Origin of the sequence: Caballeronia fortuita (genome assembly GCF_001544835.2) — a bacterium.
Taxonomy (GTDB): Bacteria; Pseudomonadota; Gammaproteobacteria; order Burkholderiales; family Burkholderiaceae; genus Caballeronia; species Caballeronia fortuita.
On record NZ_FCNX02000008.1, the window covers coordinates 211385 to 230770 of the forward strand.

Consider the following 19386-nt stretch of genomic DNA (forward strand, 5'->3'; position numbering starts at 1 on the left):
GGCCTGCCGGCTTTTTCGATAAATTCGTCTCACACCGTCGCCCGTGAGCCCGCGCAGATCGGCCATCACGCGAAGCGGCGAGGAGAACGAAAGTGAAAAAACTCGGTAGTCTGTTGGTAGCAGGTGCGCTCGGTGCGGGGCTCGTCGGGGTCGCGCAGGCGCATGTTTCCGTCGGCGTGGGTATCGGGGTGCCGGCCTATCCGGTGTATGCCGCGCCGCCCGCGCCGGTTTATGTGGCGCCGCCGCAGCCGGTCTACGTGGCGCCGCCGCCGGTCATGTACGCGCCGCCGCCGCCGGTGGTCTATGGCGGGTACGGCGGCTACGGTTACTATGGCCGTCCGTACTATCGGCATCACGGCTATTACCGCCACGGGCCGGGCTACTGGCGTCACTGACCGGCCTGGCAATCCTGGCGGTCCGATATGAAGGCGATGCGATCGGCATCGCCTTTTGCGTTTACGGCGCGCTTCTTTGCGTCGCGCGTCAAAGCATCGTCACGATGCCGCGTTCACGATCAGATCGCGATAGCCGTTGACGATCACGCTATACGAGAAGTACGCGAAAAGCACGGCGGACATGACGTGGCACGCGCGCAGAAGCTGCGTTCCGGCGCGCTTTCTGCCGTGGCTCGCGAGCGTGCAGATGAAGATCGTCCAGCCGAGCCCGCCGCAGAAGAAACCGATGAGAAACACCGACGCACTGACGGGACTCGTCGCGCCGGCCTTGGCGATGAGCGCGCCGCCGACCGCCGCGAACCAGAGAATCGCGCTCGGCGACGACACCGCGAGCAGGCATCCGCGAGCGAAGCTTCTCCAGTGCTTCGGTCGCGGCGCGGCGAGATCCGCCTCGCCCTCGACGGGCGGTGCGGACGCCGGATAGAGGGCTTCACGCGCCATCTTCCAGGTGAGAAAGAGCAGCACGATCGCGCCGCCGATCCATACGACCCAGCGCACGGCGGAGAATTGCAGCAACGCCGACATGCCCGCGAGCGCGAGCGCCGCATAAAACAGGTCGCCGAAGCAGGTGCCGAGGCCGAGCACCATGCCCGGCTTGAAACCGTGCGACAGCGCGAGCGAAATGATCGCGACGTTGGCGATCCCGATATCCAGACACAACGACAGCGACAGAAAAAAACCGTCCGACAGCAACGACCACGAATGCATGTTTTTATTGATGGTTATGAAGCGTGAAACCGACATCGAGGCGGCCGGTCGGCACGTTCATCGTATTGCGCGTCGGCGGATTGCGGAACGCGGCGAGCGCGTCGCGCTGCGCTTGCGTGCCGATGCCGAGCGCATCGAGCACATGAACGACGACCGCATTGACCACCGCCGTATTGCCGTCTTCGACTTTCACTGCAATGCCGATGGGGCCTTGCGCGCGCCGCACGCCTATCGCGTAGCTCGCATCAGCGCCGGTCTTGCCGACGAGCATGCCGCCGAACGCCTGCATCAGCAGCGTGCAGAAGCGTCCTTCGCCCGCGACGAGTTCCGGATGCGATGTCATCGCTCGATGGATGCGCGCGAGCGGCGAGCCGTCCGGCGCGGCGGCGATCTTCATATAGAGCCGCGCGAGACGTTCGAGCGGGAAGGCGGGCGTCGGCAGATTGCAGCCATCGATGGCCCATTGCACGTCGTCATCCGCGAGATCGACGGCGCGCGCGACCGTCTGCTTCACGCGCGCCTGCAACGGATGCCCGGGCAGGTGGTATTCGGCGAGCGGCGCGTTCATCGCACGCGCGCCCGCGAGCATGCCGGCGTGCTTGCCTGAGCAGTTGCTGCACACGGCGGTCGGCGTGAAGTCGCGCCGGATCCAGTCCTTGTACACGGCCTCTGAAATCGGCGGATGGCCGCCGCAGCGCAGATCGTCTTCGCTCGCGTTCGATTTGGCGAGCATCGCGAGCGCGCGCTCGATGTGACGCGGCTCGCTGCTGTGCGATCCGCACATCAGCGCGAGGTCTTCGTCGGTGAAGCCGAAGCGTTCGAGCGCGCCCGTCTCGATGACGGCGAGCGCCTGCGCGGGCTTGGCCGCCGAGCGCGGCAGCGTCACGCGATAGGGATCGCCGAACGAATGGACGAGGCGTCCGTCCGCATCGACCACGGCGATGTGCGCCGCGTGCGTGTTCTCGATGACATTGCCTCGATAGAGCGTGGCCGCGATCATTATTTATCCAGTCCGAGTTCGGTCCAGAGCGTATCGACGCGGCGCTTCACGGCTTCGTCCATGACGATCGGGCGGCCCCATTCGCGATTCGTTTCGCCGGGCCACTTGTTGGTCGCGTCGAGTCCCATCTTCGAGCCGAGACCCGCGACCGGCGACGCGAAATCGAGATAATCGATCGGCGTGTTGTCGACCATGACGGTGTCGCGCGTCGGATCGACACGCGTGGTGATTGCCCAGATCACTTCCTTCCAGTCGCGCACGTTCACATCTTCATCGACGACGACAATGAACTTCGTATACATGAACTGCCGCAGGAAGCTCCACACGCCGAACATCACGCGTTTCGCGTGGCCGGGATAGCTCTTCTTCATCTGCACGATCGCCATGCGATAACTGCAGCCTTCGGGCGGCAGATAGAAATCGGTGATTTCGGTGAACTGCTTCTGCAAGAGCGGCACGAAGACTTCGTTCAGCGCGACGCCGAGCACGGCGGGCTCGTCGGGCGGCTTGCCGGTATAGGTCGAATGGAAGAGGGCGTCGCGGCGCATCGTGATCTTCTCGACGGTGAAGACCGGAAACCACTCCTGCTCGTTGTAGTAGCCCGTGTGATCGCCGTACGGGCCTTCGAGCGCGTGCTCGTATTTCGCCGATGCACCCGACGACGGACGCGGCGGCGCGCCAGCGGGCGCGGGCGTCGGCGTGCCGTCCTGCGGATAGATAAAGCCTTCCAGCACGATCTCCGCGCGCGCGGGCACCTGGAGCGTATCGACGCCCGGCGTGAGGCACTTCGCGAGTTCCGTGCGCGAGCCACGCAGGAGACCGGCGAACTGATATTCGGACAGGGAATCAGGCACGGGCGTCACCGCGCCGAGAATCGTTGCGGGATCGGCGCCGAGCACGACCGCGACCGGATACGGCTTGCCCGGATTCGCAAGCGCGAACTCGCGAAAGTCGAGCGCGCCGCCGCGATGCGCGAGCCAGCGCATGATGAGCTTGTTGTGCCCGATCAACTGCTGCCGGTAGATGCCGAGATTCTGGCGCGGCTTGTTCGGCCCGCGCGTGACGGTGAGGCCCCAGGTGAGCAGCGGTCCTGCGTCGCCGGGCCAGCAAGTCTGGATCGGCAGCCGGCTCAGATCGACGTCGTTGCCTTCCCACACAATTTCCTGGCAAGGCGGCGCGCTCACTGATTTCGGCGCCATGTCCCACACGGCCTTCGCGAGCGAGAGCAGCTTGCCCGCGTCCTTCAGGCCCTTCGGCGGCTCCGGTTCCTTCAGCGCGGATAGGAGCCTGCCGACATCGCGCAGCGAACCGAGCGCGGCGACGTCGCTGCCGAGGCTCACATCTGAACCGCTTTGCGCTTCTGTCTCGATGCCCATGCCGAGCGCGACGCGCCGCGTCGTGCCGAACAGGTTTGCGAGCACGGGCATCGTGTGACCGGTCGGTGCTTCGAACAGCAGCGCCGGTCCGCCCGTGCGCAACACGCGATCGGAGACTTCGGTGATCTCGAGGACGGGGGAAACGGGCTGCCGAATGCGGCGCAGCTCACCGATCGCTTCGAGGCGGGCGGTGAAGTCGCGCAGATCTTTGTATTTCATCGATGGTCGGAAATGAGTCTCGAAGGCGCCCTTGAGAGATTTCGACGGGCGGGACGGCTGCGCGCTAAGCGATTGTCGATTTTACCTGCGCATGCGTCCGTGCGTTGGGCGACATTCAGCGAAATCCGCTTTGAATCGCCCATCAGACGTGCTTTTCGGGCGCTAAACACTGTTCATTATAACTGTGAGTAATTGAAACTAAAGTCTATAGCATTGACGGATCATTAAACCCTGTTAGAATCGCTTGGCATCCATTGCAGGTTTTGAAACTTTTTACCTTCGCCTCAGGTCTTTCAGACGCACATGCGTCGCCTGCGCCGCTCCTGCCCGGCGACTCATGGCTGTTGGTTTGTCATTGCCGGCGTTTCTCACGCCGGTTTTTCGCGTGGAAAGCCACGTGCGCGTTCAGGGCATGCAGTTCGTGCCGCGCAACCCGGCGGTTTTAGCCGGATCGGCTTTCCAGACGGCACATGCCGTATCCCCGATGCCGCTGACGCTTACCGAGAGTGAGCGGTGTCTGATTTGTGTATCGAATACGTGCTTCATTCGTATTCATCTGCCCAAATCATGCAACATTGGGAGTATCGATGAGCGCTTCGGTTTGGTGGGGTTCCGACACCCGCGCCGCGCAGATCGTGCGCGTAGCGCTACGTCGCGGACGCCGTTTGAGTCACCATCTCTTCGCCGTGGTCGGTTGCGCGGCCGTCGTCAGCGCGCTCGCGCTCTGGCTCGCGCCTTCGTGGCGCACGACGTTCGCCGCAAAGATCATGCCGTTCGTGTCGGCCGCCGTGCAGGCGGGACCCGCGCGTCTGCTCGCGGGTCAGCCGCTTCCGCCGTTTTCGGCGGTGCATCGCCCGGCCGGCGATGCCGCGCTGCCTGTGAAGGTCGCCGCCAGCGCGCCGCCCGCGGATAACGTCAAGGCGCCTGCCGCCCTCACGCCGTCGCTCGGCGCCGCTGCCAGCGACGACGCCAGCGTGCGCCAGCTCACCGGCGGGATCAGCCTCGCCGTGTCGCCCAACGGGCTCGACCCGCGCACGATGCCGTCCGTCGGCATGCTGGCGAGCCTGATTCCGGCGCAACGCGTCGTCGCGGATGCGCGCGACGACCGCGTGCTCGTCTCGACGCGCGAGCAGAAGCTCGTGTCGAACTTCATCGCGCGGCGGTATCGTGTCGCGGAAGAGCCGGTCGCCGAGCTCGTGCGCGCTGCGTTCGACACCGGCCGGGAAGTCGGCCTCGATCCGCTTCTGCTGCTCTCCGTGATGGCGATCGAATCGGGCTTCAATCCTTACGCCGAGAGCGGCGTCGGCGCGCAGGGCCTGATGCAGGTGATGTCGAAGGTGCATTCCGACAAATTCGAGTACTTCGGCGGCTCGCACGCGGCGCTCGATCCGCTTGCGAACATCAAGGTCGGCGCGCTGGTGCTGAAGGATTGCATCGCGCGCGGCGGCTCGGTGGCGGGCGGCTTGCGCTACTACGTCGGTTCGACGACGCAGGACGACGGCGGTTACGGTGCAAAAGTGCTGGCCGAGCGCACGCGTTTGCGCGATGTCGCCCGCGGCCGCAACGTGCCGATCAACGCGCCGCAAGCACCGGTTCAAGCTGCGCCGAAGCAGGTTCTGGCGTCCGTCGCGGCGGACAAGCGTGTGCACGCGACCATCGATCCGTCGAAGAAATCGGCCTCGCAGGAAGACGGCGAAGGCGACGCGAAGCACGTTGCATCGGCGGAATTCGGCGCGTAAGTATTGGCGGACGCGAAGAGAAAAGGGCACCCGAGGGTGCCCTTTTTGTTGCGCGTGCCGCCCGGATTATCGACGGAACAACGCGCCCAGCCGCTGAACCGCTTCCTCCAGCTTCGCCTGCGATGTGGCGTACGACAGCCGGATGTAGCGTTCCGGCGCATGGAAGCCGAAATCCGCGCCCGGCACGAGCACGACGCCCGCGTCGTGGAGCATCGAGTGCGTGAGGGCGTCGCTGTTGCCGGCGGCGGGATGATGAACCGTCGTCGTATCGGCGTAGACGTAGAACGCGCCGTCGGGCACGACCGGCACGCCGAAGCCGAGCGAGCGCAGCGCCGGCACGATGTAATCGCGCCGCCGCTTGAATTCCAGCCGCCGCGCTTCGTAGATCGCGATGGTTTCCGGCTCGAAGCACGCGAGCGCCGCGTGCTGCGCGAGCGCCGACGCGCAGATGAACAGGTTCTGCGACAATTTTTCGACCGCGCTCACCATCGCGTGCGGCACGACGAGCCAGCCGAGCCGCCAGCCGGTCATGTTGAAGTACTTCGAGAAGCTGTTCACGGTGACGACGTCATCGCCGAACGAAAGCGCCGATACCGGTTTCGCGTCGTAGCTCAGGCCCTGATAGATTTCGTCGACGATCGTGAAGCCGCCGCGCGCACGCACCGTATCGACGATGCGGCGAAGCTCGTCCGGCTCGATCGACGTGCCCGTCGGATTCGACGGCGACGCGAGCAATACGCCGCGCGTCTTGTCGCTCCAGTTTTCCTCGACATGCTCGGCGGTCAGCTGGAAGCGTTCGGCCGGGCCGCTCGCGATCAGCACCGGCTTGCCATCCGCTGCCGACACGAAGTGCCGGTTGCACGGATAGCACGGATCGGGCATCAGGACCTCGTCGCCGTTATCGACGAGCGCCATGCACGCGAGCAGCAGCGCCGCCGACGCGCCCGCCGTCACGACGATGCGCTCCGGCTCGACCGTGAGGCCGAAGGTATCGCGATAATGCCGCGCGATCGCCTCGCGCAGCGCGTGAATGCCGAGCGCGTTGGTGTATTGCGTCACGCCGCGCTTCAACGCGTCGGCGGCGGCGTTCGTGACCGGCTCCGGCGCCGTGAAATCCGGCTCGCCGATGCTCATGTGGATGACGTCGCGGCCCGCGCGCTCAAGCGCCTGAGCCTCTTTCATCAGCTCCATCACATAGAACGGCTCGATTGCGCCGACGCGCGACGCGAGCCTGACCAGCGGTTCCGACGCGTGGTTCATTCAGGCACCGCGTCCTCGCGCCTGCGCTTCGGCCGGCCGCATCACGACGGCGAGCTTGTCGAGCACGCCGTTCACGTACTTATAACCGTCCGAGCCGCCGAAGGTTTTCGTCAGCTCGACCGCTTCATTGATGACGACGCGATACGGCACGTCGATGTGATGCTTGAATTCGAACGCGGCAACGAGCAGCACCGCGCGCTCGACCGGCGACAACTGCTCGATCGGACGGTCGAGGCACGGCTGCAGTTCGGTGGAAAGCGCGTCGGATTCCTTGATCACGCCGTGCAGGATCGCATCGAGATGGTCCTTGTCAGCCTTGTCGAAGCCTTGCGAATTGCGCAGCTGCGCGTCGATTTCGCCGGCGGGCGCGCCCGACAGCAGCCACTGGTAAAGCCCTTGCGTCGCGAGTTCGCGCGAACGGCGTCGTGCGCTTTTCATGCGCGGTCCTCGTCTTCTTCGTCTTCGTCTTCATCGTCGCCGCCGAGTTGCTCGAGCGCGACGGACAGGTTTGCCATTTCGACCGCCACGCGTGCGGCGTCGCGGCCTTTCTCGGTCATGCGGGCGACGGCTTGCTCGTCGTTCTCGGTCGTCAGCACGGCGTTGGCCACCGGAATGCCGAAATCGAGCGCGATACGCGAGATGCCCGAGCCGCTTTCGTTCGACACGAGTTCGAAGTGATACGTCTCGCCGCGCACGACGGCGCCGAGCGCGATCAGCGCGTCGAACTGGCCGGATTCCGCGAGCTTTTGCAGCGCGAGCGGAATTTCGAGCGCGCCGGGGACGGTGACGAGCAGCACGTCCTCGCCGATCACGCCGAGGCGTTCCAGCTCCTCGATGCAGGCGTCGGCGAGGCCATTGCACACCGGTTCGTTGAAGCGCGACTGCACGATGCCGATGCGCAAGCCGTCACCGTCGAGGTTCGGCTGGTATTGTCCGATTTCCATGAATGATTTCCGTTGGGTCAGATAGGTTTTGGCGTTCAGGCCGAGCGCAATTGCGTGATGCTCGTATCGGCGGGTGCGGCGGTGGCGGGGCAGCCGGGCATCGGCACGAAGCCGGTCACTTCGAGCCCATAGCCCGACATGCTGCCGAGCTTGCGCGGATTCGCGAGCACTTCCATCTTGCCGACGCCGATATCGCGCAGAATCTGCGCGCCGATGCCGTAGGTCTTGAAGTCGATCGGGCGGCGCTTGAGTTCCGCCGCCTTGTCTTGCTGGTCGAACGCGCGAAACACGTCGACGAGGTGTTCTTTCGTGTCGCCGCAATTGAGCATGACGATCGCGCCGAGATCGCGCGCGGCGATTTCCTTCATCGCGGCGTCGATGGTCCACGAGTGCGTGGATGCGTCGACTTCGAGCAGATCGAGCACGGAAAGCGGTTCGTGCACGCGCACCGGCGTGTCGCGGTCGGGACGCGGCGTGCCCCGCACGAGCGCGATGTGCGGCGAGCCAGTCGGTTCGTCGCGGTACAGCACCGCGCGAAACGCGCCGTGCGCGGTCTGCATGGTCCGCTCGCAGACTTTCTCGATGATCGATTCGGTGCGGCTGCGGTAATGGATCAGGTCGGCGATGGTGCCGATCATGATGCCGTGCTGCTCGCCGAATTCGATGAGATCGGGCAGGCGCGCCATCTCGCCGTCGTCCTTGATGATTTCGCAAATCACCGCGGCGGACGTGAGGCCCGCGAGCGCGGTCAGATCGCACCCGGCTTCCGTGTGGCCCGCGCGCACGAGCACGCCGCCGGGCTGCGCCATGATCGGGAACACGTGGCCGGGCTGGACGATGTGCTCGGCACGCGCGTCGTGCGCGACCGCGGCGGCGATGGTCTTCGCGCGATCGGCGGCGGAAATCCCGGTCGTCACGCCTTCGGCGGCTTCGATGCTCACCGTGAACGCCGTGCCGTACTGCGTGCCGTTGCGATGCGTCATGAGCGGCAGATTCAGTTGCTTGCAGCGTTCCTGCGTGAGCGTGAGGCAGATGAGGCCGCGCCCGTGCTTCGCCATGAAATTGATGGCTTCGGGCGTCACGAATTCGGCGGCGACCACGAGATCGCCTTCGTTCTCGCGGTCTTCTTCGTCGACCAGGATCACCATCCGGCCGGCTTTCAGTTCAGCGATGATCTCAGGAGTGGAGGCGAGCGACATGATGACGTCCCGTGCGGGTCCGGTTTGGGGAAAGCGCGTATTTTACGCCACGGCTGATGGAGCGTCGGTGAAATCGGCGGGCAGGCGGGCGGGAAGTTTGCCTATGCCTTTCGGACGAATTGCGTGGAGATGCGCTTCCGGTGCTTCGATCTTTCCCGGCGATAGGACGGCGTTTCCTCGGCGCGCTATCGGAGACTTATCGTCCCCGCCCTCGCGGACGAGACGTTGGCCGCAGGACGTCAGGCAACCGGCCTTCGAGACTCACGTGCTGCGCTCGCCGGAAGCTCGATATTCGACCGCCTGACGCCCTGGCTCGCAGCAACTCCGCAAATCACCCCGCGCTCATCATCCGCTCGACATACCGCGCGATGAGATCGATCTCCAGATTCACCTTCGCGCCGACAACCAGCGCCTTGAGCGTCGTGACTTCGACGGTATGCGGAATCAGGTTGATGGAGAACTCGCAGCCGTCGGCGCGATCGCTCACGGAATTCACCGTGAGACTCACACCGTTCACCGTCACCGAACCCTTGTAAGCCAGATACTTGCCGATGTCCTTCGGCGCGACGATGCGCAACTCGTGCGATTCGCCCACGGGCTCGAACTTCGACACGACGCCCAGGCCATCCACGTGACCCGACACCAGATGTCCGCCGAGCCGGTCGTGGGCGCGCAACGCCTTCTCCAGATTCACGGCCGCACCCGCATCGCCGAGGCCGACGGTCTTGTTGAGACTCTCGCGCGACACGTCGACATCGAACGCGCCGGCCGATTTCTGCACCACCGTCATGCATGCGCCCTGAATCGCGATGCTGTCGCCGAGTTCGACATCGGCGAGATCGAGACTGCCTGCGGCGACCGTCAGACGAACGCCCGCGTCCGGCTCCGTGCCGAGCGGCGAGACCTTTTCGATGCGGCCCACTGCCGCGACGATTCCTGTGAACATCGGCTTCTTTCCTCGAGTCGTTGATCAGCGCGTGACGTTGGCGTGCGCGAAGCGCGCGAGAATGCGCAGATCGTCGCCGAGCCGGTCGATGCGATGAAATTTCAGATGCGGACGCGCATCGAGCGTGTCGGGCGGCGCGAAATCGAACATGCCGGGCGCGCTGCCCAGCAGGCTTGGCGCGAGATAGACCAGCAGTTCGTCGACGCAGCCTTCGCGCAGCAGCGAACCGTTCAGCTTGTGGCCCGCTTCGACATGCAATTCGTTGATGCCGCGATCGGCGAGCGCCGTGAGCATCGCCGGCAAGTCGACCTTGCCGTGCTCGTTCGACAGCTCGACCAGCTCCGCGCCTTTATCGCGCAGCGCGTCGATGCGCTCCGGATCGGCGTCGGCGGAATGAAAAATCCACGGCGGCGCGCCATCGAGAATGCGCGCGTGCATCGGCACGTCGAGCCGGCTGTCGATCAGGATCCGTTGCGGCTGGCGCGGCGTGTCGACCGCGCGCACGGTCAGTTGCGGATCGTCCTCGCGCACCGTGCCGATGCCGGTGAGGATCGCGCAGGCGCGGGCGCGCCACGCGTGACCATCGGCGCGCGCGTCCTCGCCGGTGATCCACTGGCTTTCGCCCGTCGGCAAACCCGTTCGGCCGTCGAGCGTCGCGGCCACTTTCATGCGCACCCACGGACGGCGGCGCGTCATGCGCGACACGAAGCCGATGTTCAATTCGTGCGCCTCGTTCGCGAGCAGCCCGCAACGCACATCGATACCCGCATCGCGCAGCATCGTGAGACCGCGCCCGGACACCGACGGGTTCGGGTCTTCCATCGCGGCGATCACCTTTTCGACGCGCGCATCGATGAGCGCGTGCGCGCACGGCGGCGTGCGCCCGAAATGGCTGCACGGTTCGAGCGACACGTAAGCCGTCGCGCCGCGCGGATCCTTGCCGCGCGAGCGGGCGTCCTTCAGCGCCTGCACTTCGGCGTGATCCTGGCCGGCGGGCTGCGTGAAGCCCATGCCGATCACTTCGCCGTTCTTGACGAGCACGCAGCCGACGCGCGGATTCGGCGTCGTCGTGTACATGCCCTTCGAGGCGAGCGCGAGCGCCCGCTCCATGTGCGTGAAGTCGGTTTGGGAGAACATCGGCGCGGCCCGGCGGCGTCAGGCGGCGAGCGACGCGAACGCGCCGCGCGCGGCGTCGACGGTGGCATCGATGATGCCGTCGTCGTGCGCGCTCGACACGAAGCCCGCCTCGAACGCGGACGGCGCGAAGTACACGCCGGCGTCGAGCATCGCATGGAAGAACGCGTTGAAGCGCTTCGTGTCGCCTTGCTGGATCTGCGCGAAGCTGCCCGGCACGCTGTCCATGAAATACAGGCCGAACATGCCGCCGATGGAATCGGCGGAGAAGGGCACCTTCGCATCGCGGGCGGCGCGGGTCAGGCCGTCGACGAGCTTGCGCGTCTGTTTTGCGAGGTCGTCGTAGAAACAGGGGCGCTGGATGAGTTGCAGCGTCTTGAGACCGGCAGCCACCGCGATCGGATTGCCGGACAGCGTGCCTGCCTGGTACACGCCGCCGAGCGGCGCGAGATGGGCCATGATGTCGCGGCGTCCGCCGAATGCCGCCGCCGGCATGCCGCCGCCGATGACCTTGCCGAGACACGTGAGGTCCGGCTTGATGCCGTAGACCTGCTGCGCGCCGCCGAGCGCGACGCGAAAGCCGCACATCACTTCGTCGAAGATCAGCACGGAGCCGTATTCGTTGCAGCGCTCCCGCAGCGCGTTGAGGAACTCGGGCGTCGCGCGCACGAGGTTCATGTTGCCCGCGACCGGCTCGACGATCACCGACGCGATCTCCGCGCCGAACGCGCTGAACGCCTCGTTCAACTGCTCGACGTTGTTGTATTCGAGCACGGTCGTGTGCTTGGCGATATCGGCGGGCACGCCCGCGGACGTCGGATTGCCGAACGTGAGCAGGCCCGAGCCCGCTTTCACGAGCAGGCTGTCCGCGTGACCGTGATAGCAGCCTTCGAACTTGATGATGCGGCTGCGGTTCGTGAAGCCGCGCGCGAGGCGCAGCGCGCTCATCGTCGCTTCGGTGCCGGACGACACCATCCGCACCTGTTCGATCGACGGCACGAGCTTGCAGATTTCCTCGGCGATCTCGATTTCGGCTTCGGTCGGCGCGCCGAACGAGAAGCCGTTCGCGAGCACGCGCTGGACGGCATCGAGCACTTCGGGATGAACGTGGCCGAGAATCATCGGGCCCCACGAGCCGATGTAGTCGATATAGCGCTTGCCGTCCGCATCCCAGAAGTAAGCGCCTTGCGCGCGCTCGATGAAGCGCGGCGTGCCGCCGACCGAGCGAAACGCCCGCACCGGCGAGTTCACGCCGCCGGGAATGGTCCGCTGCGCGCGTTCGAAGAGTTCTTGATTCTTGGACATGGATGAAGACCTGCGCTGAAAAAGTGAATGCGGGAGTCGCGAGGAACGCGCCGTCCGACGCGAAAAACGATGCTGAAATTGTACCGGAGTCGTTGCCAGGGGGCCGTCCCGGACTAGCGCGGCGCCGCGCGCCGTCCGGTGCGTTCGGCCCAGAGTTTCTCCAGCGCGCCCTCGGCCATCGGCTTGATGAGCGTGCCGGACATCTGCGCGTCCCAGGTTTGCACGGAAAACGGATGCGCCCGCAATTCGTCGCGCGTGACAACGACCTGCTCGTGCGCATCGACGAGCCAGTCGTACGTGAAGTCGATACACAGCCGATAGCCGCGCTTCGACCCCGCATCCGGCACTTCGTACGGCGCGCGCGTCACCCAGCCCGACGCGAACACGCCCTTCGGCTCCTGCGACACGCGATGCACGAACACGCGATCGCCCGGCAGCAATCCGCGCGCGGTGCCGCAGCCCCATGCGTCGGCGACGGCCTCGCCCGCGGCCACCCGGCGCGCGAACTCGGGCAACTCTGGCCACGGCCATTTTTTCGGGCTCCAGATCAGCAAGAAGGCGGTCATCGGATGAACGGTGGATCAGCGGAAGACGAGCGACGAGCTTAGCGCAACGCGGCGCTCAGGGCCGGATCGCGGCGGCGCGTCGCGTACAATGAGCCCTCGCTCGCGCCGCAAATGAACTGCGTCGCATCCACTTCTCCCCGTTTCCCGAATCCATGTCCGACACCCCACGGCGCCGGCCCGACGGCCGTTTGATCCTGCTGCTCGGCGCACTCGCCGCGTGCGGCCCGCTGTCGATCGACATGTATCTGCCGAGCCTCCCGACGCTTGCCGCTTCGTTCGGCACGAGCCCGGCCGCCGCGCAAAGCACGCTCACGAGTTTCATGTTCGGCTTCTCGTTCGGCATGCTGCTTTATGGCCCGATGTCGGACGCTTATGGACGCCGGCCCGTGCTGCTCGGCGGCATCGCGCTGTATGCGCTCGCGAGCATCGCTTGCGCGGCGGCGTATTCCATCGATGCGCTCGTCTTCGTGCGCTTTCTGCAGGCGCTCGGCGCGGGCGCGGCGTCGGTGCTCGCGCGCGCCATCGCCCGCGATGCCCATGAACCGACCGACGCGGCGCGCGTGCTGTCGATGCTGTCCATCGTCACATCGATCGGACCGTTGCTCGCGCCGTTGATCGGCGGGCAATTGCTGTTGCTGGGCGGCTGGCGCGTGGTGTTCGTCGCGCTCACGCTCTTCGGCCTGACCTGCGCGGTGACCGCGTTTCTGCGCGTGCCCGAGACGTGGCCGAAGGAGAAGCGTGCGAGCGCGGCCGTGGGCAAGTCGTTCGCCGCATACGGGCATCTCCTGACCGATCCGGTCACCTGGGGCCACATGATGTGCGGCGGCATGGCGTTCGCGTCGATGTTTGCGTACATCACCGCGACGCCGTTCGTCTATATCGACTACTTTCACGTGAAGCCGCAGTACTACGGGCTGCTGTTCGGGCTGAACATCGTCGGCATCATCGCGGGGAACGTGCTCAACACGAAGTTCGTCGGGCGTGTCGGCGCGATGAAGATGATCTCGGCCGCGTCGTTCGTGAGCGTGGCGGCGGCGCTCGCGGTTGCGCTCGTGTCGCTGACGGGATGGGGCGGCTTGTGGTCGATCGTCGTGACGCTGTTCTTCGTCGTCGGCGTCGTGGGTCTGCTGTCGGCGAACTGCACGACCGAGCTGATGCATCGCTATCCGCACAACGCGGGCGCGGCCGCCGCCGTGTTCGGCGCGATGCAGCTCGCGCTCGGTGCGCTTGCGAGTCTCGCCGTCGGGCTTTTTCACGATGTATCGCCGCACGGAATGGGCATCGTGATCGGCGTGTCCGGCGTGCTGACCTTCGCCGGGCGCACGCTGGTGCTGCGCTCGCATGCGGCGCCCGTGAAGGTCTGAGCCAGAGTCAGACGAGCGGCCCGATCGTCGCCGCGAGAAACGCGAAGGCCGCCGCTTCGGCCTGCGCGACCGCGTCCGGTTCGATGCCCGCGCCATGACCGCCTTCGCCCGTCTCCTGATACCAGACCCGCGCGTGACCCTGCGCCTGCATCTTCGCGGCCATCTTGCGCGCGTGGCCGGGATGCACGCGATCGTCGCTCGTCGATGACGTGAAGAGCGCCGGCGGATACGCGACCTCGGCCTTCACGTTCTGGTAGGGCGAGTACATCATGAGATAGCGCAGATCGGCGGCGTCGTCGGGGTCGCCGTATTCGTCGATCCAGGATGCGCCTTGCAGCAGCAAGTGAAAGCGCGCCATGTCGAGCAGCGGCACCTCCGACAGCACCGCGCCGAAAAGCTCGGGCCGCTGCACCATGCACGCGCCGGTGAGCAGGCCGCCATTGCTGCCGCCGCGAATGGCGAGTTGCTTCGCCGTCGTGATGCCGCTCTCGACGAGCGCCTGCGCGACCGCGATGAAATCGTCGAACGAAATCTGGCGGTTTTCACGCAGCGCCGCCTGATGCCACGCCGGCCCGAACTCGCCGCCGCCGCGAATGTTCGCGACCGCGTAAAGACCGCCGCGCTCGAGCCACGCGATGCCGGTCGTCGCGTCGTAGCCGGGATCGAGCGCGACCTCGAAGCCGCCGTAGCCGTAGAGCAGGCAAGGGCGCGTGCTCGTGTTCGATTCGACGTCCCGCCCGATCAGCCAGTACGGAATGCGCTCGCCGTCCGGCGCGATCGCGTGGCGGCGCACGGCGGCGAGACCGCTTGCATCGAATTGCGCGGGAAGGCGCGCGAGCAGTTGCCAGGGCGCATTGCTTTCGAGATCCGCGTGATAGAGCGACGGCGGCATCAGAAAATGTTCGACGTGGATGAGCACGGTGTCGTCGCGCTCGCTGTCGATCGAATCGACCCAGGACTGGCTCGCTTCGGGCAGCGCGAACTCGCGCGCGTGCCAGGCATCATCCGGATTCGCGCCCGGGCGCAGCAGCGTGACGCGCGGCGTGCCGTCGTCCATCTGCGAGACGATGAGGAACTGTTTCGTGAAATCGATGCCCGCGAGCACGAGACAATCGGCGGGCGTGAAGAGCGCGGTGAACTGGCGCGAGCCGGCGAGAAACGCGTCGCGGCGGATGACGGTGAGCGTGCCGGGCGCGTAGCGGCGGCCGCCCGCGTTCCAGAACTTGCGTGGCGTGACGAAGAGCCAGCCGTTCCAGTGCTCGATGTCCACGTGCGACGGCAGATCATACTGGCGCCATTCGTTCGCGGCTTCGTCGAGCCAGTAGTTGAGCGTGTCGTAGAAGGTGACCGCGCGCGATGCGAGATGCAGCTTTTCGAGGGGATCGTAGTCCACGCCCGCCGATACGTCGCGCCGGTTGCCTTCGAAAACGACGGGGGCATCGGCGAGCGGCGTGCCGCGTTTCCAGCGACGCGCCTGGCGCGGAAATCCGGATGTGGTGAGCGCGGGGCGCGGGTTCGTCTTGCTGTCGTCCCAGCCGACATACACCGTGTCGCGATCGATCCACGAGATATCGTGCTTGCCGACATCGGGCAGGGCGAAGCCATCGTCGACGAAGCCTTTCGACGGGATATCGAACTCGCGCACGATGCACGCGTCCGAGCCGCCCGGCGACAGGCTCACGAGCGCGCGGTCGTAGTCGGGATAGCGCATGTCGAAGTCGGCGAGCGCCCAGCGGGATTCGGCGTCCTTTTGCGTGTTCAGGTCGAGGGCGTCGACATCGAGGATCGTTTCCCACGCGGGCTTGCCGTCGAGCCACGCGGACCACGGCGTGCGGCGCACGATGCCGAGCGGATGCGCGTCGTCCTGCCAGGTGTTGTAGGCCCAGTCGCCATAGCGCGAGCACGACACGATGCGGTCTTTCGACGTGTACGCTTTTTCGAGGCGTTCGGCGAGCGCGCGCGCTTCGGGCGTGCTGCCGAACGCGGCTTCGGTGCGGCGGTTCTGGCTGTCGACCCAGGCTTGCACGCGGGCGTCGTCGAGCGCTTCCAGGCCGATGAAGGGATCGGGCCCGTCCGACGGGGTCCAGGCGAGTTCGGGATGCGAAGTGAGAAAGGTCATGCGGGCGCGGGCGGAATCGGGATGCGGAGCGGTGATTGTGCCTGTAACGGCGCCGCAATGAAAAAAGCCGCGCATCGAGCGCGGCTTTCGACCTCGATCGGCCAACAACCCTCAAGCCAACCGCTCTTCCGTCTGCGGATCGAACAACACCGCCTTCGACACATCGAACAGCAGCGTCATGTTCGAAAGCGGCTGAGGATTGCTCGCCGGGTGCACGCGCGACACCACGCGCTTGCCGTTCACCTGCGCGAACACGAGCGTGTCCGGCCCGGTCGGCTCGATCACGTCGACGCGTACATCCACCGGTTGCAGACTCGCATCCGATACATCGTGCGCGGCGCGCGAATCGGTGATGCGCTCCGGGCGCAGGCCGAGCACGACCTCCTGACCGACCTTGCCGCGCAGCTTCGACGCATCGAACGGCAGGTTCAGCACCTTCTGCACGACGCCCGTGTCGAGCTGCAAGCCGACGCCCGAGCCCGCTTCCACCAGCTTGCCGGTAATGAAGTTCATCGGCGGCGCGCCGATGAAGCCCGCCACGAAAAGGTTCGACGGCGAATCGTAGATCTCCTGCGGCGCGCCGAATTGCTGCACGATGCCGTCCTTCATCACCGCGATGCGATCGCCGAGCGTCATCGCTTCGATCTGATCGTGCGTCACGTACACGATCGTCGTGCCGAGGCGCTGATGCAGGAGCTTGATCTCCGAGCGCATCTCGATGCGCAGCTTCGCGTCGAGGTTCGACAGCGGCTCGTCGAACAGGAACATCACCGGATCGCGCGCGAGCGCACGGCCCATCGCGACGCGCTGACGCTGACCGCCCGACAACTGTCCCGGCTTGCGATCGAGCAGGTGACCGATCTGCAAGGTCTCCGACACGCGATCGACGATCTTCTTCTGCTCGTCCTTCGGCACCTTGCGGATATTGAGGCCGAACGAGATATTGTCGCGCACGCTCATCGAAGGGTAGAGCGCGTAGGACTGGAACACCATCGCGATATCGCGGTCCTTCGGCGAGAGGTCGTTGACCGTCTTGCCGTCGATCATGATGTCGCCACGGGTCACGGTTTCGAGACCCGCGATCATGTTGAGCAAGGTCGACTTGCCGCAGCCCGAGCCGCCGACGAGGATCAGGAACTGACCGTCCTCGATATCGATGTTGACGCCCTTCAGAACCGGCACCCCGTTCGGGTAGGTCTTGTACACGTCACGGATGGAAAGGCTTGCCATGTGAATCCTCTATATCTTTCGGATGATGTCCGATTAACCCTTCACCGCGCCGGCCGTCAGCCCGCGCACGAAATAACGTCCCGCGATCATGTAGACGAGGATCGTCGGCAATGCGGCGATGATCGCGCCGGCCATGTCGACGTTGTATTCCTTCACGCCCGTCGATGTATTCACGAGGTTGTTCAGCGCCACCGTGATCGGCATGGAATCCACGCCCGAAAACACGATACCGAACAGGAAGTCGTTCCAGATCTGCGTGAATTGCCAGATCAGGCACACCATGAAAATCGGCAGCGACACCGGCAGCAGGATCTTCGTGAAGATCGTGAAGAAGCCCGCGCCGTCGATGCGCGCCGCCTTCACGAGTTCCGCCGGAATGCTCACGTAGAAGTTGCGGAAGAACATCGTCGTGAACGCGATGCCGTAGATCACGTGCACGAGCACGAGGCCGGTCGTCGTGTTCGAGAGGCCGAGAAAGCCCTGCAGACGCGCCATCGGCAGAAGGATCGCCTGGAAGGGGATGAAGCAGCCTACGAGCAGCATCGTGAAGAGGCCGTCCGCGCCCCGGAAACGCCAGTGCGTGAGCACGTAGCCGTTGAACGCGCCGACGAACGACGAGATCAGCACGGCCGGAATCACCATGCGAACCGAGTTCATGAAGAACGGCTCCATGCCGTCGCAGCGCACGCCGGTACACGCTTCCTGCCATGCCTTCACCCACGGCGCGAACGTGAAGTGCGTCGGCGGCGTGAGCAGGTTGCCCGTGCGAAGCTGGTCGAGATCCTTGAACGACGTCGACAGCATCACGTAGATCGGGAACAGGAAGTAGAGCGCGAAAAGTATCAGCACCGCGTAGATGACGGCGCGGCTCAAGGTCATCTTAGGCTGCATTGCGGGTGCTCCTCGATTCGAGATACATGAGCGGCACGAGCACCGCGACGACGGTGGCGAGCATCATCATCGACGACGCCGCGCCCACGCCCAGTTGCCCGCGGTTGAACGAGAACGTGTACATGAAGATGGCCGGCAGCGAAGAGGACGTGCCCGGACCGCCCGCCGTCAGCGCAACGACGAGGTCGAAGGTCTTGATCGTGATGTGGCAGAGAATCAGCAGCACGGAGAAGAACACCGGCCGCATGCTCGGAATCACGATCTTGCGGTAGATGGTCGGCAGCGTCGCGCCATCGACTTGCGCGGCCTTGAAGATTTCGCTGTCGACGCCTCGCAGGCCCGCGAGGAAGAGCGCCATCACGAAGCCGGTCGATTGCCACACAGCCGCGATCACGACGCAGAAGATGGCCTTGTCCGGATCGCCGAGCCAGTTGAACGAGAAGCTCGTCCAGCCCCAGTCGTGGAACACTTTTTCGAGGCCGAGACCGGGGTTGAGAATCCACTGCCACGCGGTGCCGGTCACGATGAACGAGAGCGCCATCGGATAAAGAAAAATCGCGCGCAGCGCGCCTTCGTTGCGGATCTTCTGGTCGAGAAGGATCGCAAGGAAGAGGCCGAGGATCACGCAAATCCCGATGAACGGAATGCCGAACCAGCCGAGATTGGCGGCGGAAGTCCACCAGACATCGTTGGCGAAGAGTTGTTTGTAGCGGTCGAAGCCCGCGAAGTCGTAGCGCGGCATGAGCCGCGATTCGGAAAGCGACAGATACCCGGTAATGGCGATGAAGCCGTACACGAAAACGAGCGCGATCACGATGCTGGGAGCGAGCACCAGCTTCGGAATCAGGCGATCAGCGAACGCCGCCGTCGATGATGCGCGACGGGGCGGGTTTTGCGGTTTCTTGTCCGCGGTGATGGAGGCAGTCACGAC

General features: G+C 65.2%; 18 protein-coding genes. 3 read left to right on the top strand and 15 right to left on the bottom strand.

Annotation, left to right across the window (positions count from 1 at the left end; translation table 11 throughout):
• Window positions 1-92 precede the first annotated feature (92 nt).
• Window positions 93-395 carry a hypothetical protein gene (locus AWB77_RS17165; protein ID WP_061135635.1) on the top strand — a complete coding sequence of 101 codons (303 nt, stop codon included), beginning with the start codon at window positions 93-95 and terminating at the stop codon, window positions 393-395.
• A 99-nt stretch (window positions 396-494) separates the two neighbouring features.
• Here the strand turns inward: AWB77_RS17165 and AWB77_RS17170 are convergent, their stop codons facing one another.
• From AWB77_RS17170 to AWB77_RS17180, 3 genes are read right to left on the bottom strand one after another with little or no spacing between them, the layout of a single operon-like run.
• Window positions 495-1163 carry a LysE family translocator gene (locus AWB77_RS17170; RefSeq protein ID WP_061135636.1) on the bottom strand — a complete coding sequence of 223 codons (669 nt, stop codon included), beginning with the start codon at window positions 1161-1163 and terminating at the stop codon, window positions 495-497.
• A 4-nt stretch (window positions 1164-1167) separates the two neighbouring features.
• On the bottom strand, window positions 1168-2163 hold the full coding sequence (locus AWB77_RS17175) for an asparaginase (protein WP_061135637.1): 996 nt from the start codon (window positions 2161-2163) through the stop codon (window positions 1168-1170).
• Window positions 2163-3758 carry a UbiD family decarboxylase gene (locus AWB77_RS17180; protein ID WP_061135638.1) on the bottom strand — a complete coding sequence of 532 codons (1596 nt, stop codon included), beginning with the start codon at window positions 3756-3758 and terminating at the stop codon, window positions 2163-2165. The genes AWB77_RS17175 and AWB77_RS17180 overlap by 1 nt, the downstream gene beginning before the upstream one ends.
• 587 nt (window positions 3759-4345) lie before the next feature.
• Between AWB77_RS17180 and AWB77_RS17185 the strand changes: the two genes are divergently transcribed.
• Window positions 4346-5497, top strand: a complete 1152-nt coding sequence (locus AWB77_RS17185; protein WP_061135639.1) for a lytic transglycosylase domain-containing protein — start codon at window positions 4346-4348, stop codon at window positions 5495-5497.
• 66 nt (window positions 5498-5563) lie between these two features.
• Here AWB77_RS17185 and AWB77_RS17190 read toward each other — a convergent pair whose 3' ends face one another.
• The 8 genes from AWB77_RS17190 to AWB77_RS17225 form a co-directional block, all read right to left on the bottom strand.
• Complete coding sequence (locus tag AWB77_RS17190) at window positions 5564-6757, bottom strand: pyridoxal phosphate-dependent aminotransferase (RefSeq protein WP_061135640.1); 1194 nt, start codon at window positions 6755-6757, stop codon at window positions 5564-5566.
• Window positions 6758-7195 (bottom strand): transcription antitermination factor NusB, encoded by a 438-nt coding sequence (gene nusB, locus AWB77_RS17195; protein WP_061135641.1) that lies wholly within the window; start codon window positions 7193-7195, stop codon window positions 6758-6760.
• Window positions 7192-7701 carry a 6,7-dimethyl-8-ribityllumazine synthase gene (ribH, locus tag AWB77_RS17200; RefSeq protein ID WP_061135642.1) on the bottom strand — a complete coding sequence of 170 codons (510 nt, stop codon included), beginning with the start codon at window positions 7699-7701 and terminating at the stop codon, window positions 7192-7194. Before ribH ends, nusB begins: the two co-directional genes overlap by 4 nt.
• A 35-nt stretch (window positions 7702-7736) precedes the next feature.
• A complete protein-coding gene (gene ribBA, locus AWB77_RS17205; protein ID WP_061135643.1) occupies window positions 7737-8900 on the bottom strand; it encodes a bifunctional 3,4-dihydroxy-2-butanone-4-phosphate synthase/GTP cyclohydrolase II in 1164 nt (387 codons plus the stop codon).
• Between the two features lie 331 nt (window positions 8901-9231).
• A complete protein-coding gene (locus AWB77_RS17210) occupies window positions 9232-9846 on the bottom strand; it encodes a riboflavin synthase (RefSeq protein ID WP_061135644.1) in 615 nt (204 codons plus the stop codon).
• Between the two features lie 24 nt (window positions 9847-9870).
• The gene (gene ribD, locus AWB77_RS17215; protein ID WP_061135645.1) at window positions 9871-10983 is read right to left on the bottom strand and encodes a bifunctional diaminohydroxyphosphoribosylaminopyrimidine deaminase/5-amino-6-(5-phosphoribosylamino)uracil reductase RibD; all 1113 of its coding nucleotides are present in this window, start codon (window positions 10981-10983) and stop codon (window positions 9871-9873) included.
• Between the two features lie 18 nt (window positions 10984-11001).
• Window positions 11002-12285, bottom strand: a complete 1284-nt coding sequence (gene hemL, locus AWB77_RS17220) for a glutamate-1-semialdehyde 2,1-aminomutase (protein ID WP_061135646.1) — start codon at window positions 12283-12285, stop codon at window positions 11002-11004.
• A gap of 113 nt (window positions 12286-12398) precedes the next feature.
• On the bottom strand, window positions 12399-12851 hold the full coding sequence (locus AWB77_RS17225; protein WP_061135647.1) for a hypothetical protein: 453 nt from the start codon (window positions 12849-12851) through the stop codon (window positions 12399-12401).
• Window positions 12852-13003: 152 nt separating this feature from the next.
• Between AWB77_RS17225 and AWB77_RS17230 the strand changes: the two genes are divergently transcribed.
• On the top strand, window positions 13004-14215 hold the full coding sequence (locus AWB77_RS17230; protein ID WP_061135648.1) for a Bcr/CflA family multidrug efflux MFS transporter: 1212 nt from the start codon (window positions 13004-13006) through the stop codon (window positions 14213-14215).
• A 7-nt stretch (window positions 14216-14222) separates the two neighbouring features.
• Here AWB77_RS17230 and AWB77_RS17235 read toward each other — a convergent pair whose 3' ends face one another.
• From AWB77_RS17235 to AWB77_RS17250, 4 genes are all read right to left on the bottom strand, one after another.
• Complete coding sequence (locus tag AWB77_RS17235) at window positions 14223-16334, bottom strand: prolyl oligopeptidase family serine peptidase (RefSeq protein ID WP_061135649.1); 2112 nt, start codon at window positions 16332-16334, stop codon at window positions 14223-14225.
• Window positions 16335-16445: 111 nt separating this feature from the next.
• Window positions 16446-17564 carry an ABC transporter ATP-binding protein gene (locus AWB77_RS17240; protein ID WP_061135650.1) on the bottom strand — a complete coding sequence of 373 codons (1119 nt, stop codon included), beginning with the start codon at window positions 17562-17564 and terminating at the stop codon, window positions 16446-16448.
• Window positions 17565-17597: 33 nt separating this feature from the next.
• The gene (locus tag AWB77_RS17245; RefSeq protein WP_063936514.1) at window positions 17598-18455 is read right to left on the bottom strand and encodes a carbohydrate ABC transporter permease; all 858 of its coding nucleotides are present in this window, start codon (window positions 18453-18455) and stop codon (window positions 17598-17600) included.
• Complete coding sequence (locus AWB77_RS17250) at window positions 18445-19383, bottom strand: carbohydrate ABC transporter permease (RefSeq protein WP_061135652.1); 939 nt, start codon at window positions 19381-19383, stop codon at window positions 18445-18447. The genes AWB77_RS17245 and AWB77_RS17250 overlap by 11 nt, the downstream gene beginning before the upstream one ends.
• Window positions 19384-19386: the final 3 nt, after the last annotated feature.